Consider the following 24570-nt stretch of genomic DNA (forward strand, 5'->3'; position numbering starts at 1 on the left):
CGTGAGGGCGGGTCTTTTTTTTGGACGATCAGCGCGGAGCCGGCACAGGTGTGAGCGCTGCCTGCATCGGTCCAACCTGCAGCTTGGCCGGCAACCCAACCCCGAGGCCACGCACAGTCGAGAGGAGGCGCGGTCAGGTGGTCCGCTTCGTGACCGCGTTGCGCCACACCACGGTGCTGACGTCGCCAGCGGGAGTGTTCCAACGGACGAACACCACCCGATCGTTCCATCCCTCAGCCCACGCTTCGAGGCGCTCAGCGGGCTTGTGCGGCCACGAGACCCAAGCCCACACCGGAGGCCGTTTCCGCGCCCACATGACCTCCTGCGGCCCGTAAGCCTGCATCGGAAGGGTGCACGGCGGGATGCGGACAAGCACCTGCTGCAGCTTCTCGTCGGTGACGAGCGTTGATCCCATCGGCTGGGTGTCCCCTTTTCCCCGGCCGAGAGGATTCGATCCTACGCCGCCGAGTGGCTACTCCCGCCCCGGGAAGGAATTGAGGGCGATGCCATTTTCTGGCATGTCGCTAGCGTGCTCTTCGTGTGCGGATCATCGAGGGTCGCGCGCAGCAGGCAGATGTGCTCCTGGCAGAGACACTGTCACGGCTCGATGATCCGCGGTCGCGCGCCGAGGCGGTCTCCTCACGCGCGGGGATCCTGGTCGTGTCGGCAGCAATCGGTTGAGGCGGCCCGCTGCGCGCGCGGCGGGGCGTCGGTAGTCAGCTCTGGTTGAGCTTCCGGAGGGTGGTGATCTTCTTCTCGAATGCGTCGACCTGCTGTGGCGTCAGGTCCAGCTTCACCGCGGCCAGCAACTCCTGCTGGATCGCTGCCTCGATCTCCTCGTTGCTCGTCATCTGTCCTTCTCTCCGTGTGAGCGCTGGCGGGATACCCCCTCTAAGAATGGCCTACGAGAAGTCGACGAGTGGTATGCCACTCCTTGGCGGAGTGGTCGCGTCTTAGCTATCACTCACGGAACGCCCGCACCGCCGACGATCTCTCACTCGCAGCACAGGTCCAAGACCAGAAACCGTGGTTGCGCGAATCGTCGAGTCCATCATCCAGTGCAGTCGGAATCCGTCAACAGATCCGCGACCGAAGGCCAAACTCGGACGTCTCCGGGGGTGGGGCCTGACTTCGATTCAGTGCCTCCGCAGTATGCCGGCTAGCTGACGGTTACGACGACCGCGGCGACCGCTGCGCCGAGGGAGGCGACCGAAACACCTAGTGAGATCCAGCCCATCATCCGGGTGAACTTCTCGGATCGTTGAGCGTCGAGTCGGGTGCTCTCTGCGAGGTCGAGTTGGCGGCGCATGGCATCGGCTATTTCGACCATGGTCTGCTCGGTCCGTTCGGCAGCCCGGGCGGCGGCCTTTGTGTTGTGCATTGTTTCGCGTTCGTGGTGCTTGTCGTCGTAGACATACCCGCCACCCAGACTCTTCATTCCTCCATCCTGGCGGGGCAAGGGCCGTCCTGCCGGTGTTGAGAACGCTTCTCAATTATCGCCCAGTTTATGTTCTGGCTTGCAGTCCCGCCGTCATGAGCGTCACCAGCACCCAGCCGGGTACGTCTCCTCGTTCGTCGTCGCGCAGCCCACCCCACGCCGTGCGTAGCCGCACCGCCACTCGTTCCCTCTGTTCGCGGAACATCACCGCCCCCTTCCGACCGCACGCGGTCACCCGAATCCGACTCGAAGCATGAACACACCCGGAAAAATCGCGAACAGCACCGACAGCGGCAGGATCAGGAACACCAGTGGCAGGAGCATCAGGATTTCCTTGCGCCCGGCCTGTTCGATCAGCACCCGCTTGGCGTCTTCCCGCGTATCGGTCGCCTGAGCCTGCAGCACCTGCGCGAGCGGCGCTCCCCGGTCCAGCGCCGCGACGAGATGATCGATGCTGCGCGTCAGCGCCGGAATGTCGAGGTCGCGGGCCAGGCTCTGGAGGGCGTCGGGCAGCGGCGCTCCCGTGCCCACCGCGACCACCACCCGCCGCAGCTCGCCCGGCAACTCCCCCGAGCCGACATCACCCACCCGGCGCAGCGCGTCGAGCACACCCTCCCCCGCGGCCAGGCACAGGGACAGGAACTCCAGCACCGTGGGCAGTTCCTCCTGCGCCCGCGTCACCCGCGCCCGCGCGGCACGGCTCAGCCGCATGTCGCAGAACACCACCGCGGCCACTGCGGCGATCGGTGGCAGCAGTACGGAGCCAACCCAGAACCGACCGGCGACGGCGAGCGCCACGACTGCCAGCGCGCCGATGCCGAGACCACCCAGAACCCAGCCGAGTTGGCGGCCCCGGAACTGCGCGGCATCCATGTCCCACGCGGCCTGCCGCAGGCGCCGGGAGATCACCGCCGAGCCGCCGAGAGCGGCGGCGAGCCGGTCGCGCCAGGCCCGCCATGCACCCGAGACATCGAGCGTCTGCGCGCCCAGCGGCGTGAGGCCGAGGGGGTCCGCGGCGTCACGCAGATAGGGGGCGATGCGGTCGGCTAGGCGGGGCGCGCGCCACCGCGGCATCCGCGTCACCACCAGCGCGAGTCCCAGCGCCAGTCCGGCCCCGAGCACCATCGCCAGGGCGAGCTCCGTGATGCCGCTCATCCGAACCACCGCCGGGGCTCCGGGAGTCGCCCGATCCGCACCATGATGCGGTACGCGATGACCGAGACCGCGGCACCCACCAGCACGACCACGACGCCTTCGGCGCTGCCGTACGCCCGCGCACCCTCCGGCCGCAGCGCTAGGAGACCCAGGATCACCCACGGCGCGACGACGCCGAGCACCGCCGCCCCGCGGATCCACGACTGCCGCGCCTCCACCTCCGCGCGCAGCGACGCGTCAGCCCGGACCGAGCTCGACATCGCACGCAGCACGGTAGGAAGCTCCGTTCCGCCTACCTGCCGGGTCATCCGCAGCGTCTCGATGATCCGATCCGCCACCGGGTCGGCGAGGCTGTGCTTGAGGCGCATCACCGCCGAATCGAAGTGTCCCGACGCGTTCAGGTCGCGCGCGAACACCGCGAATGCGGGGCGCAGTTCGGCCGGTGCCGACTGCGCCAGGCTCGACACGGCGTCGGGGAGCGACATGCCCGCCCGCACCGACGCGATCAGCAGATCGCACACGTCGGGCCACAGCCCCCGGCGACTGCGCAGTCGCCGGGATCCCCGGGAGCGCAGCCACGCGTACGGCGCCACCGCACCCGCCACACCGGCGACGAAGGCGAGAGCGGGAAGCGCGGTGAACAGCCAGACCACGGATGCTGCAACCAGGCCCAGCAGAACCGTCGCCGCCGCGAACACCCGCGCACGGGTGCGCGCGAACCCGGCCGCGGCGAGCAAGCGATCGACGCTTCCGGTGGTGACCGGTCGCGCCCGCTCGGTGCCGGAGGGCCACAGCCAGGGCGAAAGGGCCAGGAGGATCCCGGCCGCCAGGATTCCGCCCCAGACGAAGGTCACACGTCGCCCGCTCGGTACAGGGGCTGCGCCTCGACGAATCCGTCGACGGCGCGACCGGTCGGAGCGGCGATCTCGGCGATGCGGCGGTGGCCGGATGGCTCGCGTTCACAGTGCACGACGAGGTGGACGGATGCCGCGACAGCGGGCAGCACGAACCCCGGGTCGATGTTGCGCCCCGCCAGCAGCGGCAGCGCGGCGAGCTTGGCCAGCGCCTCCTGCGCGGAGTTCGCGTGGATGCTGGCCGCGCCCGGAACGCCGGTGTTGAGCGCGAGCAGCAGGTCGAGCGCTTCTGCATCGCGAACTTCCCCGACCACGAGCCGGTCGGGGCGCATCCGCAGCGCCTCCTTCACGAGGCGGCGGAGGGTCACCTCCCCGGTGCCCTCCAGACTCGGCTGCCGTCCTTGGAGCCCGACGATGTCTTCGGCATCCACTGCCAGCTCGAACGTCTCCTCCACCGTCACGATGCGCTGGTCGGGCGGGCAGGCGGCGATCAGTGCGCCGAGCAGCGTGGTCTTGCCGGTATGGGTCGCTCCCGACACCAGCACACTGCGGCCGGCTGTCATGGCGCCGCGCAGCATGTCGGCGGCGCGCTGGGTGAGCGAACCTGCGGCGACCAGCCGGTCGAGGTCGCGGTACATCGGCAGGAACCGTCGGATGTTGACGGTCCAGTGCTTGCGCGTGATGTCCGGGATGACGACGTGCAATCGCGACCCGTCGGGCAGCGAAGCGTCGACGAACGGCTGGCTCAGATCCACGCGGCGACCGGTGGCGTGCAGCATCCGCTCGACCAGATCGCGCACCCCGCTGTCGGTGAGGGCGAGCGGCAGCCGCTCGGCGCGCCCATCACGGGCGATGAAGATGCGGTCGGGCGCGTTGATCCAGACCTCCTCGACCGTCGGATCATCGAAGTACTGCTGCAGCGGCCCGAACCCCGAGACCGCAGCGAGCACATCCCGCACGCAGGCACCCTCGTCATCGACGGTGACGAGCCCCCGGGCGAGCGCGAAGTCATTGTGCCGGCGCACCTCGGCCAGCGCGATGTCGGCGGCGACCTCGGCGACGCGGGCAGGCTCAATCTGCTCGGCGCGCAGCCGGTCCCGCACGCGCTCGGTGACCGCCGCGGTCACATGCGCGGCACCCGTCGGCGCGAAGGCGAGGCTCACCCGCGCATCCTCCCAACGTCGCGGCGGGCGCGTCGGGATTTATCCACAACAGGGCGGATGCCGCAGGCGGGCCATCCGCCCTGTTGCACCATCCCGACCACCCCGCAAGCCCCAAGCGCCTGGGGCCGAGCGCTCGTATCGTGCGAGGACAACGCCGTACAGGAGGACAGTCATGACCCGTTTCGGATACACCCTGATGACCGAGCAGAGCGGCCCCCGCCAGCTCGTCGACTACGCCGTCAAGGCGGAAGCAGCCGGCTTCGACTTTCTCGTGTCGAGCGACCACTACTCGCCGTGGCTCACGACCCAGGGGCACTCGTCCTACGCGTGGAGCGTGCTGGGCGCCGTCGCCTATGCGACCTCTCGCGTGGAGATGATGACGTACATCACCTGCCCGACCATGAGGTACCACCCGGCCGTGGTCGCGCAGAAGGCCGCGACGCTCCAGCTGCTCTCCGAGGGGCGCTTCACGCTGGGCCTCGGCTCGGGCGAGAACCTCAACGAGCACGTGGTCGGTGAAGGCTGGCCCGCAGTGACCGTGCGTCAGGACATGCTCGTCGAGGCGATGGAGATCATCCGCGAGCTGCACACCGGAAACCTGGTCACCTACGACGGCCAGTACTTCCGCGTCGACTCCGCCCGCATCTGGGACTGCCCCGACGGCGGGGTGCCGCTGGGCGTCGCCGTCTCCGGCGAGAAGTCGATCGAGCGCTTCGCCGAACTCGGAGACCACCTCATCGCCGTGGAGCCCGACCCGGAGCTGATCCAGGGGTGGGATGCCGCCCATCCGGCCGAATCCCGCAAGATCGGACAGATCCCCATCTGCTGGGACCCCGACCGTGACGCCGCCATCGCGCGTGCACACGACCAGTTCCGGTGGTTCGCCGGCGGGTGGGCGGTCAACGCCGACCTGCCAACACCGGCCGGGTTCGCGGGGGCGACCCAGTTCGTGCGGCCCGAAGACGTGGCCGAATCGATCGTCTGCGGTCCCGACCTCGATGCGCTCGCCGAGAGCGTGCAGCCGTACATCGACGCCGGTTTCACCGACGTCGCGCTCATTCAGGTCGGCGACGAGCAGCAGGACCGCTTCGTCTCGGAGATCGCCGAGCCACTACTGGAGAAGCTGCGCGCGCTCTGATGATCCGCCCCGGGACGGGATCCTCGCTCTGGACCGCATCACACCGGCGCGGGATGATGACGACATGTCCAAACGCCGCTCCGACCTCAGCCCTTCGCCCGTCACCCGCCCGACCATCCCCTGGTCGCAGCCCGGCATCTTGGTCGGCGTCGACGGATCCGAGCCGTCGCACGCCGCGCTGAGCTACGCCGCAGACCTCGCACGCAAGCTCGGGCTCCCCCTGCACGTTCTCGCGGTCTGGGACAACCCGTCGCTGCTGTGGGGCGACCCGTACACCTACTTCGGTGAACCCGAGGTGGACTTCGAAGCCAACGCCAAGCAGCTGGTCAACGCTGAAATCGCGCGGGTCTTTCCGGACGAAGTCCCCGACTGGGTCACCGCGGCAGCGTGGCCAGGCAGCGCCGCGCGAACACTCATCGACGCCTCAGCGGATGCCGAGATGCTCGTCGTCGGCAGTCGCGGTCATGGTGGCTTCGCCGGGCTGCTGCTGGGCTCCGTGAGCAGCGCGTGCGCGTCCCATGCGCATTGCCCGGTGGTCGTCGTGCGCGACCGCGATCACGTGGCCGATCCTGGTGCGGCTGCAGGACGGTCCTGACGCATTTTGCACGGCGACGAGCCGGGCGGGAGAAACCCCACCGGAGCACCATGAGTGCATGGGCACAACCCGCCGCACCCCTTCGTTCGAGCAGACCTCGTGCTGAGCATCGAGCAGGCGCTCGTGGTGCAATGCGACGCAGCGGCCCACAAGGTCGCGGGGCTCCGCACCCCGGCACGCTTCGTCGTGGCGGGCATGCTCGCCGGGGCCTACCTCGGCATCGGCGTGGTGCTCATGATCAGCGCCGCCGGACCCCTCACCGCTGCCGGGTCGGGCGCGGGCAAACTCGTCAGCGGCGCCGTCTTCGGCGCAGCGCTGACCCTCGTGCTGTTCGCGGGCGGGGAGCTTGCCACCTCCAGCATGATGACCCTCCCGCAGGGGGTGTTGATGCGGGTGGTGCGCCCGATGCGTGCGCTCGTCGCGCTGATCGCCACCTTCGTGTCGAACATGGGCGGCGCCGTGGCCTTCTCGGCTCTTATCGCCGGCGCCGGCGTTCTGCACAGCAACCCCGGTGCTGAGGCGATGCTGGGCGACATTCTCGCCGCGAAGGCACACGAGCTTCCGATGGAACTGTTCCTGCGCGGCATCCTGTGCAACGTGCTGGTGTGCCTGGCGATCTGGATGTGCGCCCGGCTCACTTCGGACGGCCCGAAGATCGCGGTCATCCTGCTGGCGATCCTCGCGTTCGTCGCCTCCGGCTTCGAGCACGTGGTCGCGAACATGACCACCTACTCCCTCGGCATGATGACCGGCGTCGAACACGCCACGTGGGAGCACTTCGGCGCGAACATGCTGTGGGTGGGCCTGGGCAACCTCGTCGGCGGTGCGCTGCTGGTGGGCGTCGCGTACTGGTTCATCGGCGGCTCGCCGCGCCGCGCTGTGGTCGCCGACGTGGCAGCTGGTGCGGAGAGGATCCCCGCCGCCGAGAGCCACTGAGATCGTCGGGCTAACCCCCGGAGGCAGTGTCGCCGGCCCCGCTAGACTGGGGCAACTCGCGGGAGTGGTGGAATTGGCAGACACGCAGGATTTAGGTTCCTGTGCTTTCGGGCGTGTGGGTTCAAGTCCCACCTTCCGCACGAGTGGATGCCGCGGCATCCGCTGCCACTGACCATGGCCACGGCCTGACGACGGGACCTCTGTGCTCGACCTCGCATTGCAAGCGCCGACCGCTCTGATCCCGTGGCTGGACCCGGAGCAGATCATCACGGCGGCCGGGCCGTGGGCTCTGCTGGTGGTGTGCTTCATCGTCTTCGCCGAAACCGGCCTGCTCGTCGGCTTCCTGCTGCCCGGCGACACCCTGCTGGTCATCTCCGGCCTGCTCTCCCACGCTCAGGATTACGCGCCGGAGGGCGTGTTCGGGATCAGCGTCTGGTGGGTCGCGCTGCTCATCGGACTGTCGGCGTTCCTCGGCGGCGAGGTCGGGTTCTACATCGGCCACAAGGGTGGCCCCGCGATCTTCGAGCGCAAGGAATCGGGCCTGTTCAGCCGCAAGAACGTCGAGCGCACGAACGCGTTCTTCGAGCGGTTCGGTGGACTGACGATCATCCTGGCCCGGTTCGTCCCGATCGTGCGCACCTTCGCCCCGGTCGCGGCCGGTGTCGGCCACATGCACAAGGGCAAGTACACGCTCTACAACCTGATCGGCGCCGTGCTCTGGGGCTTCGGCCTGACGATGTTCGGCTACGTCATCGGGTTCATCCCGCCGGTGGCCTGGTTCGTGCAGGAGTACATCGACCTGATCCTGCTCGCCGCCGTCGGCGGTACCGCACTGATCACGCTGTGGCACTACTTCTCCGAGCGCCACAAGGCCAAGAAGGCTGCTGCCGCAGGCGAAGACGTCGTGACGGATGCCGCGGAGGCAGACGAACTCGTGCTCGACACGGAGGTGTTCGATCGCGGCCCCGAGGCCGGCGACGACACCCCGCCCGCACCGCGCGGCTAACTGGCCTTCTGCTTCGCCGCGGGCTTCTTCGCGGGGGCCTTCTTCGCCGGTGCCTTTCCTGCGGTCTTCTTCGCAGGTGCCTTCTTGGCGGGCTTGGCCTCGTCCTCGTCCTCGTCCTTCGCAGCCTTGCTGCCGCCGCCGCGCGCGGCACGGGAGCGCTCGACGCTCGCCCGCAGGGCGGCCATCAGGTCGATGACCTCACCCCCGGCATCCGCTTCCGCGGTCTCGCCGAACGTCTCGGAGGTGTCCAGCGCGTCGCCCTTCTCGAGCTTCGCGTCGATGAGGGTGCGCAGCTCCTGCTGGTACTCGTCGGTGAAGTCGGCGGGGTCGAAGTCGCTGGCGAAGCTCTCCACGAGACTCGCCGACAGTTCCAGCTCCTTCGCCGAGATGCGCACGCTCTCGTCCAGGGCGGGGAACGCGGCCTCGCGCACCTCGTCGGACCACAGCATCGTCTGCAACACCAGCACGTCCCCGCGCACGCGGAGGGCGGCGAGACGGGTCTTCTGTCGCAGCGAGAAGCGTACGATCGCGGTGCGGTCGGTCTGCTCCAGCGTCTTGCGCAGCAGCACGTAGGCCTTCGGCGATGCGGAGTCCGGCTCGAGGTAGTACGCCTTGTCGAGCGTGAGCAGGTCGATCTGCTCGCTCGGCACGAACTCGACGACGTCGATCTCGCGGCTGCGCTCTGACGGCAGTGATGCGATGTCTTCCTTTGTCAGTACGACGGTGCGCTCGCCGTCGTCGTAGGCCTTGTCGATGTCGGCGTATGGCACGACTTCGCCGTCGACTTCGCAGATGCGCTGATACCGGATGCGTCCGCCGTCGGCATTGTGCACCTGGTGCAGCGGCACATCGTGGTCCTCCGTCGCTGAGTACACCTTCACCGGCACATTCACCAGACCGAAGGTCAGCGCACCCTTCCAGATCGCTCGCATCCCACTAGTGAACACCTGTCGCATACGTCACGCCTAGAGGTTGCGCATTAGCCTCTTGACATGGCAGGCGAGGGACAACTGGTGCGCATCGACGGTCGTCGGCTGCGTCTGACGAACCTCGACAAGGTGCTCTACCCCGCCAGCGGCACCACCAAGGGCGAGGTGATCGACTACGTCACCCGCATCGCGCCGTTCATGATCCCCCACATCTCCGGGCGGCCGGTCACTCGCAAGCGCTGGCCCGAGGGCGTGGACAAGCCGTCGTTCTTCGCGAAGGATCTGGAACGGGGTGCGCCTGACTGGATCAAACGGATGCCGATCGGCCACTCGACCGGAGACAAGGACTACCCGCTGGTCGGTGACCGGCCGACGCTGGTCTACCTCGCGCAGGTGGCAAGCCTGGAGCTGCACGTGCCGCAGTGGCGGTTCGCGCCCGACGGCGGGCGCTCCCCCGCCGACCGGATCGTGCTGGATCTCGACCCGGGACCGGGCACCGGGCTGGCGGAATGCGCCGAGGTCGCGCGGCTGCTGCGCGACATCCTCACCGGGATGGGACTGGACCCCTACCCGGTCACCAGCGGCAGCAAGGGCATCCACCTGTACGCGGCGCTGCCGGGCACGCAGACCAGTGAGCAGGTGACCGGCGTAGCGCGTGAGCTGGCGCGGGCGATCGAGGCCGACCATCCCGATCTCGTGGTGAGCCAGATGGCCAAGGTGCAGCGCACCGGCAAAGTGTTCATCGACTGGAGCCAGAACAACGGCTCGAAGACCACCATCGCGCCGTATTCGCTGCGTGGGCGCGACGAGCCCACGGTGGCCGCACCGCGCACGTGGGACGAACTCGACGACCCCGAGCTGCGGCATCTGCTGTTCACGGAGGTGCTGGCCCGGGCCGAAAGCGACGGCGACCCGTTGGCGTCGCTGGGTTTCCACGCCGGTGGGCGCGCGTCGGCCGACGGCCCGCTCGCGTCGTACATCGCCAAGCGCACCGCCGGGGTGACCCCCGAGCCGGTGCCGAGCAACGCGCTCGGTGGCCGCGCGGCATCCGGACTCCCCCGGTTCGTCATCCAGGAGCACCACGCCTCGCGGCTGCACTGGGATCTGCGCCTGGAGCGGGACGGCGTGCTGGCGAGCTGGGCAGTGCCCAAGGGAGTGCCCGAGACCGCGTCACGCAACCACCTCGCCGTGATGACCGAGGATCACCCGATGGAGTACGCCACGTTCTCGGGCGAGATCCCGCACGGGGAGTACGGCGCCGGCACCATGACGATCTGGGACGACGGCGTCTACGAGCTGGAGAAGTGGCGCGACGACGAGATCATCTTCACCCTGCACGGCCAGCCGGGCGGACCGCTCGGCGACGTGCGGCTCGCGCTGATCCGCACCGACGGGTCGGGCGAGAAGTCGACGTGGCTGCTGCACCGCATGAAGGCCGCTGCCACCCCGTCCGCCAAGGCACCGCTCGGGGATGCACCGGTCAGTAACGCGCCGCGGGGCGATTCGCCGGTCGGCGACCTGCGGCCCATGCTCGCGACCTCGGCGACGCCGGTCCGTGCGCACGAGGCCGCGAACCGCTGGGGCGACCACGCTTGGGCGGAACTGAAGTGGGACGGCATCCGGGCGCTGGGCGCCTGGGACGGCAAGGCCCTGCAATTGCGCGGGCGCAACGGCACGGACATCACGGCGCGCTACCCCGAACTCACCGCCGAGGCGGCCGCGGTCTTCGGCGACACCCCGATCACCGTTGATGGAGAGATCGTCGCCCTCGACGACAGCGGTCGGCCCAGCTTCACGCTGCTGCAGAACCGCATGCACCTCACCGGCGCGCGGGACATCGCGCGCGAATCCCAGCGCGCCCCGACCGCCTGGTACCTGTTCGATGTGATCGCCTACGACGGCATCGATGTCGGTGCCCTGCCGCTGGCCGAGCGGCGCGCGCTGCTGGAGGCGCTGCCGATCGCGCCGCCGCGCATCGACACGCCCCCCGTGCTCGACGACCTCGACATCGCGCTGGCCACCGCCCGCCGGCACAGCCTCGAAGGCGTCGTCGTCAAGGACCCGCAGTCGACCTACCGCCGCGGGCAGCGCTCCGAGCAGTGGCTCAAGGTCAAGCTCACCCACACGCAGGAGGTCGTGATCGGCGCGATCCGCCCCGGCAAGGGCGGCCGCAGCGGGTCGATCGGCTCGCTGCTGCTGGGCATCCCGGGCCCCGATGGCCTGCAGTACGTCGGCCGCGTCGGCTCTGGGTTCAGCGACCGCACGATCACGCGGCTGACCGAGACCCTCACGCCGCTGCGCAACACCGTCAATCCGTTCGTAGGCATCCCTCGCGCCGACGCCTCCGACGCGCTGTGGGTGCGCCCCGAGGTCGTCGCCGAGGTGGAGTTCGCCGAGTTCACTCCCGGTGGCACGCTGCGCCACGCGCGGTGGCGCGGGCTGCGGCCGGACAAGTCCGCCGACGAGGTGACGCGCGAGTCCTGAGCGGGCTCAGGCGTGCGCGTCGTGCTCGATGTGCCCGGCCGGCTCCAGCTGGAACGTCGAATGCGCGACGTCGAAGTGATCCGACAGGCACTCCTGCAGCCGCGTGAGGATGCCGATGGCCCGCCCATCCGCCAGGCACGCGTCCTCCACGACGACGTGCGCCATGAACACCGGCGCCCCGCGAGTCAGCTGCCACACATGCACGTCGTGCACGTCGACGACCCCCGGCGTCTCGAGGATGTGGGTGCGGATCTGGGCGACCTGCATGCCGCGCGGCACGCTCTCGCCCAGCACGGATGCCACCTCGCGCAGCAGCGAGATCGCTCGCGGCACGATCATCGCGGCGATCAGCAGCGACGCCACGGCATCCGCCTGCGTCCATCCAGTCAGCACGATGATCACCGCCGCGACGATGACCGCCGCCGAGCCGAGCAGGTCGCCGAGGACTTCGAGGTAGGCGCCACGCACATTGATGCTGTGCCGCTGCGCCCCGCTCAGCAGCCACAGCGCCACCGCGTTGGCGATGAGGCCCACGATCGCGACGACGAGCATGAGACCGCCGGCGACCTCGGGCTGCTCGGGGCGCATCAGCCGCTGCACGGCCTCGATCGCGATCCACACCGACAGCGCGATCAGGATCACGGCGTTCGCCAGCGCCCCCAACACTTCGGCGCGCTGGTAGCCGAAGGTGGAGCGGTCATCGGCGGGCCGGGCGGCCACGGTGCTCGCCACCAGCGCGATCACCAGCGCCGCCGCATCGGTGAACATGTGTCCGGCGTCGGCCAGCAGCGCCAGCGACCCCGAGAAGATCGCGCCGACCACCTGCGCGACGAGCACGACCGACGTGATCGTCAGCGACACCGCCAGCAGGCGCCGGTTGCCGGCGCCCCGGATGCCGGGTGCGGGTGCGTGGTCGTGCATGATTCCACGGTACGGCGGCGCGGCCGGCGGCGCGCCACGGACGGCTAGTCGGGAATGAGTCTGGTTCTCAGTTCAGAGGTCGGCCAGCAGCGGCGTGAGCGCGGCGAACGCACGGGCGCGGTGGGAGGCGGCGTTCTTCTCCCCCGGTTCCCAGTCGCCGACGGTGCGCTCGGCACCCTCGGGCTGGTCGTCGGGGATGAAGATCGGGTCGTAGCCGAACCCGCCCGCCCCGGAGGCCGCGGTCGCCAGTCGCCCGGGCCACGCGCCCTCGACGACGTGCGAGGGTCCGCCGGGGATCACCAGCGCGATCGTCGACATGAACCGCGCGGTGCGGTGCGGGTCGGCGATGTCGCTCAGCTGGTCCAGCAGCAACTCGAGGTTTGCGGTGGCATCCTTCGCGTGCCCCGCCCAATACGCGGAGAACACCCCCGGAGCACCGCCGAGCACGTCCACGCAGAGCCCGGAGTCGTCGGCCAGGGCCGGCAGCCCGGTGTGCGCGGCGGCGGCACGCGCCTTGATCAGCGCGTTCTCGGCGAACGTGACGCCGTCCTCGATCGGTTCGGGGCCGTCGTAGCCGATGACCTCGATGTCGGGGCGGGTGGCCCGCACGATCGATTGGAACTCCTCGACCTTGTGCGGGTTGTGGGTCGCCAGAACCACGCGCTGCGGCCGCGAGGTTTCCTCACTCACCGGCGGCCTCCACGGCCAGGGCGGCGGCCTGCAGGTCGCGCAGGTCGGCGCAGCCGTTGACGCCGAGTTCCAGCAGGGCATCGAGCTCGCGCTTGTCGAACGGCGCGCCCTCGGCGGTGCCCTGCACCTCGACGAACAGACCACGGCCGGTGACGACGACGTTCATGTCGGTCTCGGCGCGCACGTCCTCGACGTAGGCCAGGTCGAGCATCGGCGCACCGTCGATGATGCCCACCGACACGGCGGCGACCGAGTCGATCAGCACGTCCGAGCGCTGCGCGATGAACTTCTTCTGCTTGCCCCACGCGATCGCGTCGGCCAGAGCGACGTAGGCGCCGGTGATCGCCGCGGTGCGGGTGCCGCCATCGGCCTGCAGCACGTCACAGTCGATCACGATCGTGTTCTCGCCGAGGGCCTTGGTGTCGACGACCGAACGCAGCGACCGGCCGATCAGGCGCGAGATCTCGTGGGTGCGTCCGCCGACGCGGCCCTTGATCGACTCGCGGTCGTTGCGGGAGTTGGTCGCGCGGGGCAGCATCGCGTACTCCGCGGTGACCCAGCCCTTGCCCTTGCCGGTGAGCCAGCGCGGCACGCCGTTGGTGAACGACGCGGTGCACAGCACCTTGGTGCCGCCGAAGGAGATCAGCGCCGACCCCTCCGCGTGCGCGCTCCAGCCGCGTTCGATCGTGATGGGGCGCAGCTGGTCGACGGCGCGGCCGTCGGCGCGGGTGATGTCGGTCATGTCTCTCCTGAGTTCAGCGGGGCAAGTCGATGGCGCCGGTCTGCACGAGGCGCACGGTGCTGACCTCGCGCCCCATCAGCCGGTGCGCGAGGCGCAAGAAATCGTCGGCCGAGGATCCGGTGGCCTGGTAGTCATGGTGCGCTCTGGCATCCGGACCAGCCAGCAGATCGCGGGAAACCAGCTGCCGGTACACGTCCTTGGCCGTCTCGGTGTCGCTGGAGACCAGCGAGACGTCCGGACCCATGACGTAGCTGATCGCGCCCTCGAGGAACGGGTAGTGGGTGCAGCCGAGCACGAGGGTGTCGACGCCCGCGTGACGCAGCGGCGCGAGGTAGTCCTCGGCGACGGCGAGCACCTCGGGCGAATCGGTGACGCCCGCCTCGACGAACTCCACGAACCGCGGGCAGGCCTGGGCCGACACGGTGAGCTTCTCGTTGACCTCGAGCATGTCCTGGTACGCGCGGGACCCGATGGTTCCCTCCGTGCCGATCACGCCGATGCGGCCGTTCCGGGTCGTCGACATCGCGGTGCGCACGGCGGGGCCGATCACCTCGACCACCGGCACGTCGTAGCGTTCGCGGGCGTCGCGCAGCATCGCAGCGGAGGCGGTGTTGCACGCGATCACGAGCATCTTCACGCCTTCGTCGACGAGGGTGTCGAGCACTTCGAGCGAGTAGCGGCGGACGTCGGCGATGGGCTTGGGGCCATAAGGCGAGTGGGCCGTGTCTCCCAGGTACAGGATCGACTCCCGCGGCAGCTGCGCCGAGACGGCGCGGGCCACGGTGAGTCCGCCGACGCCGGAGTCGAAGATTCCGATGGGGGCGTCGTTCACATTCCCAGCCTACGCGAGCGCCTGGATAGGCTGGCCCGCATGACTGCCGCGCCCGACGCCACCGCCCGCGTGGCGAGCACCGCCTTGTTCACCGACCGTTACGAGCTGACGATGCTCGACGCGGCGCTGCACGACGGCTCCGCGCAGCGGCGCTGCGTGTTCGAGCTGTTCGGCCGGCGCCTCCCCGGTGCCCGCCGTTTCGGCGTGGTCGCCGGCACCGGGCGGCTGCTGTCGCTGCTGCAGGACTTCCGCTTCGGCGATGAGGAACTGCGCTTCCTCAGCGACAACAGGGTGGTGGATGCTGAGACGATCTCGTTCCTCGAGAACTACCGCTTCACCGGCACGATCACCGGCTACCGCGAGGGCGAGCTGTACTTCCCCGGCTCCCCCGTGCTCACCGTCGAGGGCACGTTCGCTGAGGCGGTCGTACTGGAGACCCTCGCGCTGAGCGTGCTCAACCACGACTCCGCCGTCGCCAACGCCGCCGCCCGCATGAGCATCGCCGCCGGTGACCGGCCGCTGGCCGAGATGGGGTCGCGCCGCGCGTCCGAGCACTCCGCCGTCGCCGCCGCCCGCGCGGCGTACATCGCCGGCTTCGGCGCCACCAGCAACCTCGAAGCGGGGCGCACCTGGGGTATCCCCACGATGGGCACCGCCGCGCACGCGTGGACACTGCTGCACGACAGCGAGGAAGACGCCTTCCGCGCGCAGATCGCCGCCCTCGGCACCGGCACCACACTGCTGGTGGACACGTACGACATCCGCGAGGGCGTTGAAACCGCGATCCGGGTGGCCGGAACCGGCCTCGGGGGTGTCCGCATCGACTCCGGCGACCTGCCGACGGTGGCCGCCGAGGTACGCGCCCAGCTGGACGCACTCGGCGCGACAGGCACGAAGATCACGGTGACCAGCGACCTGGACGAGTTCGCGATCGCCGCTCTGGCGGCATCCCCGGTCGACTCCTACGGCGTGGGCACTTCGGTCGTCACCGGGTCGGGGGCACCGACGGCGGGGATGGTCTACAAGCTCGTGGCGCGGCAGGACAGCGCCGGATCCTGGGTCGCGGTGGCGAAGACTTCGACCGACAAGGCCTCCAAGGGCGGGCGCAAGGCCGCGTTCCGCACGCTCGAGCGCGGTGTCGCCACGAGCGAGCTCATCGCCGTGGCCGACGGGTTCGAGACGGTGCCGACGGGGGCGGACCACCCCGAAGCGCGGGCGCTGCACGTCACGCTCGTCGAGGCGGGCGAGGCGGATGCCGCGTATCTCGGCCACGACGGCGTTGACGCCGCCCGCGCGCATCACCTGCAGGTGAGGGAGGAGCTGCCCGTGCGCGCCCTTGCGCTCAGTCGCTCCGAACCCGCACTGCCCACCCGCTTCATCGACGTGGCCTGAGGCCACGTCGGGGTCAGGTGTTCAGCGACTCGTAGATCTCTTTGCAGGCGGGGCAGACCGGGAACTTCTCCGGGTCGCGACCCGGAGTCCACTTCTTGCCACACAGGGCCCGCACCGGCTTGCCGGTGATGGCCGATTCGAGGATCTTGTCCTTCTTCACGTAGTGCGAGAAGCGCTCGTGATCGCCGGGTTCGAGGTTCTCCTCGCGGATGAGCTCCTCGAGCTCGCGGTCGAGGGTCGCGAGACCCCCCTGGTCGGGGCTGTCGATGGGCGTGCTCATGGTCAGTCAGTCTATCCGCGGCATCCGCACCAGCGGGCCTCACGTCGCTTCGGCGAACTCCATCAGGCGAGTGCTGCCGCGATCGAACACGCGACCGCCGATCAGGATGCCGGCGACGAGCACGAACACGCCGACCCCGGCGCCGGCCCACAGTGAGATCCACGCGTCGTCCGCGTCGCCGGTCAGGGCCAGCCAGGCCCACCACAGCGAAGGGGTGGCGGCGATCAGCGCGCCGGCGAGCACGAGTCCCTGTGAGAGCGAGCCGCCGGTGCGCTGCGGCTGCTGGAACGGGCTGTCACCGGGCCGCGACACCGCATAGGGGGCGGCTGCGGACGCGATGCTGGACAGGCCGAGGCCGGAGAAGAACAGCGCCGCGCACACGCCGACGAGCGCAGGCAGCATCTCCCAGCGGCCGTGCACCCAGATCGACAGCGGCACGGTGACCGCGAGCAACGGCACCGCGATGAACAGCACCGGCACGAGCCGGCCGAAGCGCTCGGCGGCACCGCGCATGGCGCTGGCGATGTGCATCCAGATGGCGGTGTTGTCGTAGGCGAGGTCGTTGTGCGGCAGCCAGCCCAGGAACAGCGCCATGAGCGGCACCGGCACGAGGGCGATGACCGATGCCGGCACCCCGACGACGGCCAACGGCACGATCGTGAGGACGGCGGCGAGGGGGATCACCGCGATGTTGACGAGGTAGCGTCGGTCGCGCAACCAGTAGACGAGGCTGCGCGCAGCCACCGCGCCGCCTGGCGTGCCGGGCATGACGGTGAACCAACCGAGGCCCCCGCGCTCGCGCACCGAGACGGGCCGCGCCGTGGTGGTGAGCATGCGCCGCACCAGCAGGAACCACACCCCGACCAGCACGGTGAGAGTCCCCAGCGCCACCAGCAGCGGCATCCAGAGCGCACCGGCATCCTGAGCTGCCACGGCGGCGAGACCGAACCCGGCGCCCAGCGGGCTGCGCGCCAGAGCGTCGGCCACGTCGGCCAGCCGCGGCGGCACACGCCCGCCCCATTCGAGCGAGGCGACGAACACCACGACCGGCACGACGACCACGAGCAGGGCGAGCAGGAACATGCCGGTCAGCTCACGCGACCGCCGCGCGTTGAACACCAGCGCGGCCACCGCGTGGGCGACCCGCGCCAGCAGCGCGCAGGTGGCGAGCCCGACGACGACGGCTAGCACGGCGATCCAGGGCGCGACCCCGTGAGCGATCCAGACGATGACGAGACTCACTGCCAGTGGGAGCAGCGCGATCATCGGCACGCTCAGGAACCCGGCGGCGATGAGCACCCCCGACAGTGCGCCCGGCGTCATGCCGAACACGGCGAACCGGCGTGGATCGAGCGGATCTTCGATGCCGGTCACCAGCGGTGCGATGGCGAACGCGAGGGTCACCGCGGAGCCGCAGAGGACGGTGACGGCCAGCGTCACGTTCGTCGGTGCATCGGACAGACCCAGCAGTCCCCAGCAACCTACGGCCACGGCGACGGCGAGCCCGACGAGGCCTGCGACGGTGCGAACCACGTGGCCGGTGTCGCCGCGCAGCCCGCCGATCAGCAGCGCGAGCCTCAGCCGGAGAACGTGTGCAGCCACTCCAGGCCCTCCACGTCGCTCAGCCCACCCGTGAGCTCCACGAAGCGCTGCTCGAGGGTCAGTTCTCCTCGCACCTCGTCGACGGTGCCCTCGGCGAGCACCTGTCCTGCGACCATGACGGCGACCCGCGAGCAGACGCGCTCGACGAGGTCCAGGCCGTGGCTGGAGAGGATCACCGTGCCGCCGTGGGCCACGTACGCCCCGAGAATGTCGAGGATCACGGCGCTGGAGACCGGGTCGACGGCCTCGAACGGCTCATCGAGCACAAGCACGCGTGGAGAGTGGATCATCGCCCCCGCCAGCATGATCTTCTTCGTCATGCCGCCGGAGTAGTCCGACACTGGGCGCGACAGCGCGTCGGTGAGGTCGAATGCGCGCGCGAGGTCGGCGGCGCGACTGTCGGTGACAGCGGCGGGGAGCCCGCGCAGCAGGCCGTAGTAGTGCAGCAGCTGACGCCCGGTGAGCCGGTCGAACGTGCGCAGCCGATCGGGCAGCACCCCCATCAGCCGCTTCGCGGCGGCGGAGTCGGCTGCGGTATCCACCCCGTTGACCTGGATGCTGCCGCGGTCGGGCCGCAACAGCCCCGCGATCATCGACAGGGTCGTGGTCTTGCCGGCCCCGTTGGGGCCGACGAGGCCGTAGAACGATCCGGCGGGCACGGTGAGGTCTATGCCGTCGACGGCGGGGGTTCCGCTGAAGATTTTGGAGACGCCGCGCAGGCGCAGTGCGGGCAGGGCTGTCTCGGACACCGCGAGCGGCTCGTCATCCAGACCGGAGACGACCGCCGCGACGGCAGCGGCATCCGCTGCCGCGTCGGCAATCGCCTCGGCGTCGGGCTCGGCGATGTCGTCGAGGGTGCGGGGACCGCGCGGCACGGTCTGGAGGTCGGTCGCGGTGTCGACCACGGTCTCCGGCTCGATGAGAGCCGTGGCATCTTCAGCGGTCTGGGGGGCGATTCCCAGTTCCGCGAGCACTTCGGCGTCGGTTTCGAGGCTTTCGGCGTCGGTTTCGGGCTGCCACTCCTCGACAAGCGGCTCCGGCGCCGGCTCGGGCTCGGCGACGACGGGCGGCTCGGGCGCGGCGACGGGCTGCGCCAGACGCGCTGCCACTTCGGCCGCCGACTCCGCCGGCTTGACGGGAAGCGCCCGCTGCACTGCGGCGAGCTCGGCCGGGACGGGCGGCAGCGGGGGCGGCGTCAGAACCGCCGCTTGAGCGGCATCCGACGCCCCTTGCTTCGCCTTCCGCGGGCGGGGCTTGCGGGGCGCGGTCGCGGTGCGAGGCCGCGGCTGCGCCACAATGAACTGCTCCGGAGCATCGTCCGAATCAGAGTCGTGGGGCAAAGGCAGCGACGCTGTCACGCGTCCACGGTATCAAGGAGAATCTTCCGCGCGACTGTGTCTCTCGCGCGGCGTCACACACTCGGCCGTTTGTCACGAAACGACAACGGAGGCGCTGCATTCTGCGCCTTCTCAGGACATTTCGCTACCATGAACCAGGCACGAAGGGGTGTCCTTTCGGTGAACCGATAGTGAACACAGACTTCAGGAGCAACCCCGTGACTCTTCAAACCGTCATCCTCGCCGCAGGCATGGGCTCACGCCTCGGCCGCAGCCTTCCCAAACCGCTGACCGAACTCGGCGATGGCCGCAGCATCATGCAGCAGCAGCACGACAACATCCGCGCCGCCTTCGGCAAGGCCGCCCGCATCACCACCGTCGTCGGCTACCGCGCCGAGACCATCGTCGAAGCGTTCCCCGACGCCGACTACGTCTACAACGACCGCTACGACCAGACCAACACCTCCAAGTCGTTGCTGCGTGCCCTGGCCGCCACCGGCAAGAGCGGTGTGCTGTGGATGAACGGCGACGTCGTGTTCGACCCGCGCGTACTCGGTCGGGCGATCGCCCTCATCGAGGCGGAGCGCTCGTTCGTGACCGTCAACACCGCCAAGGTGAGCGACGAAGAGGTCAAGTACACGGTGGACGCCGCCGGGTACATCAACGAACTGTCCAAGACCGTCTCCGGCGGCATCGGCGAAGCCGTGGGCATCAACTACATCTCCGCCGCGGACAAGCGCGCATTCATGCGCCAGCTGTCCCGCGTCGACGACCAGGACTACTTCGAGCGCGGCCTGGAGCTGGCGATCATCGAAGACGGCGTGCGCCTGCAGCCGTTGGACATTTCGGACCTGTACGCCGTCGAGGTGGACTTCGCCGAAGACCTCGAGCGGGCGAACCTCTACGTCTGACCCTTCGCGCCCCAGCGTGCGCTCAGGGCGGCGCGCATAGGATCGGCCTATGGCCGACAAGGTGCACCGCATCCACACGCTCCCGGAGGACGCGCCCTGGACGGGCGGACTTCCGCCGGTGGGTTCCGACGAGCATCCGCGCATGGTGCGGGTGCTCGATCGCGTGCTGGCGGTCCAGCGACCGGTCGTCGTGGCACACCTGCGCAGCATTCGCCTGCGGCATCCGGATGCCACTAACGCGCAGATCGTGCGCATGCTCGAGCGCCGCTATCTGGCCGCCGTCACCACCGGTGGTGCGGCCGTGGGCGCCACTGCCGTCGTCCCCGGAATCGGCACGGGGGTGACCCTCGCCCTCAGCGGCGTGGAGACGGTCGGGTTCCTCGACGCGACGGCACTGTTCGCGCAGTCGATGTCGGAGCTGCACGGCATCCCGGTGGACAACCCCGACCGCGCCCGGGCGCTGGTGCTGACCCTCATGCTCGGCAAGGAGGGCGTCGACCTCGTGTCGCAACTGGCCGGTCAGGTGGCGGGCAAGGGTGTGACGCGCGACAAATACTGGGGCGAGATGATCACCAAGACGCTCCCCCGCGCCGCCGTGGGTCCGCTGGTGGATCGCTTGAAGACCTCGTTCGTGCATCAGTTCGCGGCCAAGGGCGGCGCGTCCGTCGTCGGCAAGGCGATGCCCTTCGGCATCGGCGCGGCGATCGGTGGCACCGGCAACCACATTCTCGGGCGGCGCGTGCTCGTCAACGCGCGGCGCGGCTTCGGCGTGCCGCCGGAGCAGTACCCGCCGGCCCTCGAGCCGAAGGAGGGTGCCGCACGCCTGGAGCACGCGGCGGTGCGCGGGGTGCGACGCGCCGGCGACGCGGTCGCGCACGCCGGCGTCGGCGCAGCGCACGGTGTGCAGCGCGCGGCGAAGCGGGTCGGGGGCGCAGTCCGACCGCGGCGGCGGCGCGCGATCACCAGCACGACATCGGATGCCGAGGCGCACGACGCCGCAACGCCGGACGACCTCGGCGACGACTGACAGCCGCCCCGCAGCATCCAGCGCCTCCTCCACAGGCGCGAATGTGGCGGGGTTGTCCACGGAACCGGGGTTCGCCCCGGTCGCGGCCGCGGCGGCACGCGCAGCATGGTCGCCATGCCCAACGCCAAGCCGCACATCCAACGCAATGCCTCCACCGCCGAGCTGATCGCTGCAATGCCGTCGTTCACCGGGGTGCCGGTGCACAACAGCGTCGTAGTCGCCCCGTTCTGGGGAAAGCTCACCTCCAGCGCGCTGCGCATCGATCTGCCCCACGAGCACACCAAGAGCGCGTACCAGCGCCATGCCGGAGCGCTGCTCGCGCACCTCAGCAGGCTCGATGGGTGCGACCGGGTCGCCGTCGCCGTCTACACCGACGAGTCCTATGACGCGGCGCTGCGCGGGTGGGAAGAGATGCTCAATCACCTGCTCGAGCGGATCCACGGCGCGGGCTTCCACATCGCGGAAGCGGCGATCGTCGCCGCCGACGGCTGGGGCTGCTTTCTCGACGGGGCGACCAAGCGTGCGCTCGCCGAGCTCGAGGCAGCGGCGAGCCGCGCGCCGGCTCTCCCCGATCGCCCTGCATTGCACACCCTCCCGCCGGTCGACCCCGAACTGATGAGGACCGTGTCGCGTCACGTCGTGACGAGGGTGCTGATCGACATGGAGCACGACGCCTTCGGCAGCCTGCATCCGGCGCCACACCCCGAACCCATCGACCATCTCGAGCGAGCGCTCGCGGGCGACCCCGACCGCGTGGGGCCGGCGACGCTGGCCCGCATCATCACGCTCATGCAGTCAGAGGGGGCGGTCGATCGAACGGTGCTGCAGATCGTCTTCGGGAAGGACGTGGCCGCAGCATCGTGGGAGCTGACGCTTGCGACACGCGAGCGTGCTCGCAGGGCCGGGTGCGAGCCGGCAACGCTCCTCGCACGCGACTACCTCCAAGGCGACAGAACCGGCGAGCGTTTCGGCTGGATGCTGCTCGGTGAGACCGATGAGCGACCGTCTGCAGCGCGGCTGCGCAAAGGCGCCCTGCTGCTGGGTCGCGCGATCGCGCATTGCAACATGCCCGAGCGGGTGTGGGCGATGTGCGCACTCGGGTGGATCCGTTGGGCGCTCGGGCTCACGGCGGCTGCGGAGGAGATGCTCGACTCGGCCGAGTCGGTGAACCCGGACAACACCATGGTGCCCGTCTACCGCACCCTGGTCACGCACTGCATTCCGGCGTGGATCTTCGACCGCGCCCCGCAGCCGGCACTGAACCGTGCGGCTCGCCGAGCGGCGGCGCGCCACCGGAAGTGACGGCGGCCGGGCGGCCGGCCACGCCGATAGGCTCGATCGGTGGCAATCCTCCTCATCGCACTGCTCCTGGCCAACGCCGTCTTCAACGTCGTGGTGTGGCCCACGTTCTTCCGCCGAGTGGCGAAGGACCCGCGCGCGAAGGATGCCGCGGGCAAGCCGACGAAGTTCCTGATCGTGCACGCCGTGCTGATCGGCCTGGCCCTGCTGCTCGCGGTGGCCTCCGCGGTGGGCGCTGTGGTCGCTCTGCTCAGTCGCGGCTGAGCCCGGAGCGGCATTATATTCGAATGTCGGAGGCCCGTTTTACCATGAAGCATGGCCTTCTTCTTCGAGACACAGGGACTGCTGGACAAGCTCCACAGCACGCCTGAACTCGACGTCGAGCCCGCCTGCTTGGCGGCCGCGCTGCGTGAGCTGGACAGCGAGCGGGTGCTCGGCGTGTTGGCCGACGCGACGGCGCTGATCGACACCCTTGAGCACGTGCGCATCGCTGCGGCCGGCATCGCCGCCGAGCGGTCCTCCCGCGACCGTGGCTACGGCGGGCTGGCACAGACGAAGGGCCACCGCACGCCGACCTCGCTGATCCAGTCGATCACGGGCCAGAGCATCGGTGAGGTGAAGCGTCACGTGCGGCTCGGCGAGGCCCTGCTCGACGGTGCCGACGCCGGTCCCCCGGCGCCGGTGGGGGCTGCGGATGCGGCCGGTCCGCCCACGCCACCGCCGCCGCCGTGGCACGAACCGCTGCGGACGGCGATGCTCGGGGGCATCCTGACCCCCGCGCAGCACGACGCGATCATGCGGGGCCTCGGCACCCCGCCGACGCGCAGTGCCGACGCGGCGGCCGATGAGACTGCCGCCGCGAGCGAAGAGGCACAGTTCCGCGAGATCTGGCGCGTCGCGGCCGAACAGCTCATCGAGGAGGCACGCGACTGCACGGCGGAGGATCTGCTGCGTCGAGCGCGGTACCTGCGCGATCAGCTGGATGAGAGCGGCGCGGCTGACCGCTTTCAGCAGCGCTACGAAGCGCGGTCGGTCCGCATGTGGCAGGACGAACACGGTCAGCACCGCGCCCACCTGGTGCTCGACGACGAGATGGCCGCGTGGATCCGCGCGATGGTCGACGCGGCACTGCGCCCGCGTCGCGGCGGTCCCCGGTTCGTGACCGCGGAAGAGCGCGAGACCGCCGACCAGCTGGTGGCCGACCCGCGCAGCAATGAGCAGCTCGAGTACGACCTGCTGATGGACACGCTCAAGGCCGGGTCGCTCGCCACTGCGGAGGCGGTCTTCGGAGCGCGCCAGCCGGGCGTGCGCGTCGTGGTGACGGTCGAGGCGACCGGCCGCCGCGATGCGTTCGGCAAGGCGGTCGGCGTGGGGCATCTCGAGGACGGCGGCGCTGCGGTCGCAGGTCCCGTGATCGAGCGCACGCTGTGCACGACGGGCTACCGCGAGGTGGTCGTCGACGGCTGCGGCAACCCGCTGGATCTCGGGCGTGAGCAGCGCCTGTTCTCGGCCAAGCAGCGGATCGCCATGGCGGTGCGCGACGGCGGCTGCATGGCCCCCGGCTGCCCGGTGCCGGCGTCCTACTGCGAAGCGCACCACTGCAACCAGTGGCAGCGCGGCGGCCGCACCGACGTGGACGAGGGCATCCTGCTGTGTCGGTTTCATCACATGCTGCTGCACAACAACGGGTGGTGGATCAGCCGCGACGGGCTCGGGCCCTTCGTGCTGCACGCGCCGTCGAGCCTCGGGAGGGGACCCGTCGTCCTCCGGTCGAAATCGCCGCTGTTCCGACCACTCGTCGCGTGAGAACGAGAGGTCGGACCACTGCTAGCGTGAGCC

The 24570-nt window shown here is 69.9% G+C and carries 27 protein-coding genes and 1 tRNA gene; 13 read left to right on the forward strand and 15 right to left on the reverse strand.

Going from position 1 to position 24570, the window contains the following annotated elements; genetic code table 11:
- Positions 1–133 precede the first annotated feature (133 nt).
- Positions 134–415: a hypothetical protein gene (locus NQ151_RS03160; protein ID WP_257526977.1), complete on the reverse strand. Its 282-nt coding sequence runs from the start codon at positions 413–415 to the stop codon at positions 134–136.
- Between the two features lie 125 nt (positions 416–540).
- Here NQ151_RS03160 and NQ151_RS03165 point away from each other — a divergent pair, with 125 nt between their 5' ends.
- The gene (locus NQ151_RS03165) at positions 541–681 is read left to right on the forward strand and encodes a hypothetical protein (protein ID WP_257526978.1); all 141 of its coding nucleotides are present in this window, start codon (positions 541–543) and stop codon (positions 679–681) included.
- 35 nt (positions 682–716) lie between these two features.
- Here NQ151_RS03165 and NQ151_RS03170 read toward each other — a convergent pair whose 3' ends face one another.
- From NQ151_RS03170 to NQ151_RS03195, 6 genes are all read right to left on the reverse strand, one after another.
- Positions 717–851 carry a hypothetical protein gene (locus NQ151_RS03170; protein ID WP_257526979.1) on the reverse strand — a complete coding sequence of 45 codons (135 nt, stop codon included), beginning with the start codon at positions 849–851 and terminating at the stop codon, positions 717–719.
- Between the two features lie 308 nt (positions 852–1159).
- On the reverse strand, positions 1160–1438 hold the full coding sequence (locus NQ151_RS03175; protein ID WP_257526980.1) for a hypothetical protein: 279 nt from the start codon (positions 1436–1438) through the stop codon (positions 1160–1162).
- 67 nt (positions 1439–1505) lie between these two features.
- Entirely contained in the window at positions 1506–1643 is a 138-nt protein-coding gene (locus tag NQ151_RS03180; protein WP_257526981.1) for a hypothetical protein, read from the reverse strand.
- A 26-nt stretch (positions 1644–1669) separates the two neighbouring features.
- On the reverse strand, positions 1670–2593 hold the full coding sequence (locus tag NQ151_RS03185) for a type II secretion system F family protein (protein WP_257526982.1): 924 nt from the start codon (positions 2591–2593) through the stop codon (positions 1670–1672).
- A complete protein-coding gene (locus NQ151_RS03190) occupies positions 2590–3447 on the reverse strand; it encodes a type II secretion system F family protein (protein WP_257526983.1) in 858 nt (285 codons plus the stop codon). The genes NQ151_RS03185 and NQ151_RS03190 overlap by 4 nt, the downstream gene beginning before the upstream one ends.
- The gene (locus NQ151_RS03195) at positions 3444–4610 is read right to left on the reverse strand and encodes a TadA family conjugal transfer-associated ATPase (RefSeq protein WP_257526984.1); all 1167 of its coding nucleotides are present in this window, start codon (positions 4608–4610) and stop codon (positions 3444–3446) included. The genes NQ151_RS03190 and NQ151_RS03195 overlap by 4 nt, the downstream gene beginning before the upstream one ends.
- Positions 4611–4782: 172 nt before the next feature.
- On the opposite strand from NQ151_RS03195, the gene NQ151_RS03200 reads away from it, so the two are divergent.
- From NQ151_RS03200 to NQ151_RS03220, 5 genes are all read left to right on the forward strand, one after another.
- Positions 4783–5748 carry an LLM class F420-dependent oxidoreductase gene (locus NQ151_RS03200; protein ID WP_257526985.1) on the forward strand — a complete coding sequence of 322 codons (966 nt, stop codon included), beginning with the start codon at positions 4783–4785 and terminating at the stop codon, positions 5746–5748.
- Positions 5749–5812: 64 nt separating this feature from the next.
- Positions 5813–6343 carry a universal stress protein gene (locus NQ151_RS03205; protein ID WP_257526986.1) on the forward strand — a complete coding sequence of 177 codons (531 nt, stop codon included), beginning with the start codon at positions 5813–5815 and terminating at the stop codon, positions 6341–6343.
- A 99-nt stretch (positions 6344–6442) separates the two neighbouring features.
- Complete coding sequence (locus tag NQ151_RS03210; protein ID WP_257526987.1) at positions 6443–7279, forward strand: formate/nitrite transporter family protein; 837 nt, start codon at positions 6443–6445, stop codon at positions 7277–7279.
- Between the two features lie 58 nt (positions 7280–7337).
- Positions 7338–7419 (forward strand) — tRNA-Leu (locus tag NQ151_RS03215).
- A 62-nt stretch (positions 7420–7481) separates the two neighbouring features.
- A complete protein-coding gene (locus tag NQ151_RS03220) occupies positions 7482–8285 on the forward strand; it encodes a DedA family protein (protein ID WP_257508634.1) in 804 nt (267 codons plus the stop codon).
- Here the strand turns inward: NQ151_RS03220 and ku are convergent.
- Positions 8282–9217 carry a non-homologous end joining protein Ku gene (gene ku / locus NQ151_RS03225; RefSeq protein WP_257526988.1) on the reverse strand — a complete coding sequence of 312 codons (936 nt, stop codon included), beginning with the start codon at positions 9215–9217 and terminating at the stop codon, positions 8282–8284. The genes NQ151_RS03220 and ku overlap by 4 nt on opposite strands.
- Before the next feature lie 60 nt (positions 9218–9277).
- Between ku and NQ151_RS03230 the strand changes: the two genes are divergently transcribed.
- Positions 9278–11698 (forward strand): ATP-dependent DNA ligase, encoded by a 2421-nt coding sequence (locus NQ151_RS03230; protein ID WP_257526989.1) that lies wholly within the window; start codon positions 9278–9280, stop codon positions 11696–11698.
- 6 nt (positions 11699–11704) lie between these two features.
- Here the strand turns inward: NQ151_RS03230 and NQ151_RS03235 are convergent, their stop codons facing one another.
- From NQ151_RS03235 to murI, 4 genes are all read right to left on the reverse strand, one after another.
- Complete coding sequence (locus NQ151_RS03235; protein ID WP_257526990.1) at positions 11705–12619, reverse strand: cation diffusion facilitator family transporter; 915 nt, start codon at positions 12617–12619, stop codon at positions 11705–11707.
- Between the two features lie 72 nt (positions 12620–12691).
- Entirely contained in the window at positions 12692–13309 is a 618-nt protein-coding gene (rdgB, locus tag NQ151_RS03240) for an RdgB/HAM1 family non-canonical purine NTP pyrophosphatase (protein ID WP_257526991.1), read from the reverse strand.
- Positions 13302–14051, reverse strand: a complete 750-nt coding sequence (gene rph, locus NQ151_RS03245) for a ribonuclease PH (protein ID WP_257508629.1) — start codon at positions 14049–14051, stop codon at positions 13302–13304. Before rph ends, rdgB begins: the two co-directional genes overlap by 8 nt.
- A gap of 13 nt (positions 14052–14064) precedes the next feature.
- The gene (murI, locus tag NQ151_RS03250) at positions 14065–14883 is read right to left on the reverse strand and encodes a glutamate racemase (protein WP_257508628.1); all 819 of its coding nucleotides are present in this window, start codon (positions 14881–14883) and stop codon (positions 14065–14067) included.
- Positions 14884–14922: 39 nt separating this feature from the next.
- Between murI and NQ151_RS03255 the strand changes: the two genes are divergently transcribed.
- The gene (locus NQ151_RS03255) at positions 14923–16275 is read left to right on the forward strand and encodes a nicotinate phosphoribosyltransferase (protein WP_257508627.1); all 1353 of its coding nucleotides are present in this window, start codon (positions 14923–14925) and stop codon (positions 16273–16275) included.
- 13 nt (positions 16276–16288) lie between these two features.
- On the opposite strand, the gene NQ151_RS03260 is transcribed toward NQ151_RS03255, so the two are convergent.
- Genes NQ151_RS03260 through NQ151_RS03270 form a run of 3 tightly spaced genes read right to left on the reverse strand, consistent with a single transcriptional unit; the run spans position 16289 to position 19515 of the window.
- Positions 16289–16555: a DUF3039 domain-containing protein gene (locus NQ151_RS03260; protein ID WP_257508626.1), complete on the reverse strand. Its 267-nt coding sequence runs from the start codon at positions 16553–16555 to the stop codon at positions 16289–16291.
- A gap of 39 nt (positions 16556–16594) precedes the next feature.
- Positions 16595–18157: a hypothetical protein gene (locus NQ151_RS03265; protein WP_257526992.1), complete on the reverse strand. Its 1563-nt coding sequence runs from the start codon at positions 18155–18157 to the stop codon at positions 16595–16597.
- Positions 18133–19515: an ABC transporter ATP-binding protein gene (locus NQ151_RS03270; protein WP_257526993.1), complete on the reverse strand. Its 1383-nt coding sequence runs from the start codon at positions 19513–19515 to the stop codon at positions 18133–18135. Before NQ151_RS03270 ends, NQ151_RS03265 begins: the two co-directional genes overlap by 25 nt.
- Before the next feature lie 197 nt (positions 19516–19712).
- Between NQ151_RS03270 and NQ151_RS03275 the strand changes: the two genes are divergently transcribed.
- From NQ151_RS03275 to NQ151_RS03295, 5 genes are all read left to right on the forward strand, one after another.
- Positions 19713–20405: a phosphocholine cytidylyltransferase family protein gene (locus NQ151_RS03275; RefSeq protein WP_257508623.1), complete on the forward strand. Its 693-nt coding sequence runs from the start codon at positions 19713–19715 to the stop codon at positions 20403–20405.
- A gap of 49 nt (positions 20406–20454) precedes the next feature.
- Entirely contained in the window at positions 20455–21432 is a 978-nt protein-coding gene (locus NQ151_RS03280; RefSeq protein ID WP_257526994.1) for a hypothetical protein, read from the forward strand.
- A 114-nt stretch (positions 21433–21546) separates the two neighbouring features.
- Positions 21547–22734 carry a DUF4192 family protein gene (locus NQ151_RS03285; protein ID WP_257526995.1) on the forward strand — a complete coding sequence of 396 codons (1188 nt, stop codon included), beginning with the start codon at positions 21547–21549 and terminating at the stop codon, positions 22732–22734.
- Positions 22735–22773: 39 nt separating this feature from the next.
- Positions 22774–22995: an SCO4848 family membrane protein gene (locus tag NQ151_RS03290; RefSeq protein WP_257526996.1), complete on the forward strand. Its 222-nt coding sequence runs from the start codon at positions 22774–22776 to the stop codon at positions 22993–22995.
- Between the two features lie 51 nt (positions 22996–23046).
- Positions 23047–24537, forward strand: a complete 1491-nt coding sequence (locus NQ151_RS03295) for an HNH endonuclease signature motif containing protein (protein WP_257526997.1) — start codon at positions 23047–23049, stop codon at positions 24535–24537.
- The last annotated feature ends 33 nt before the right edge of the window (positions 24538–24570 follow it).

It is taken from the genome of Microbacterium sp. zg-YB36, from assembly GCF_024623575.2.
In the GTDB taxonomy this organism is placed as follows: Bacteria; Actinomycetota; Actinomycetes; order Actinomycetales; family Microbacteriaceae; genus Microbacterium.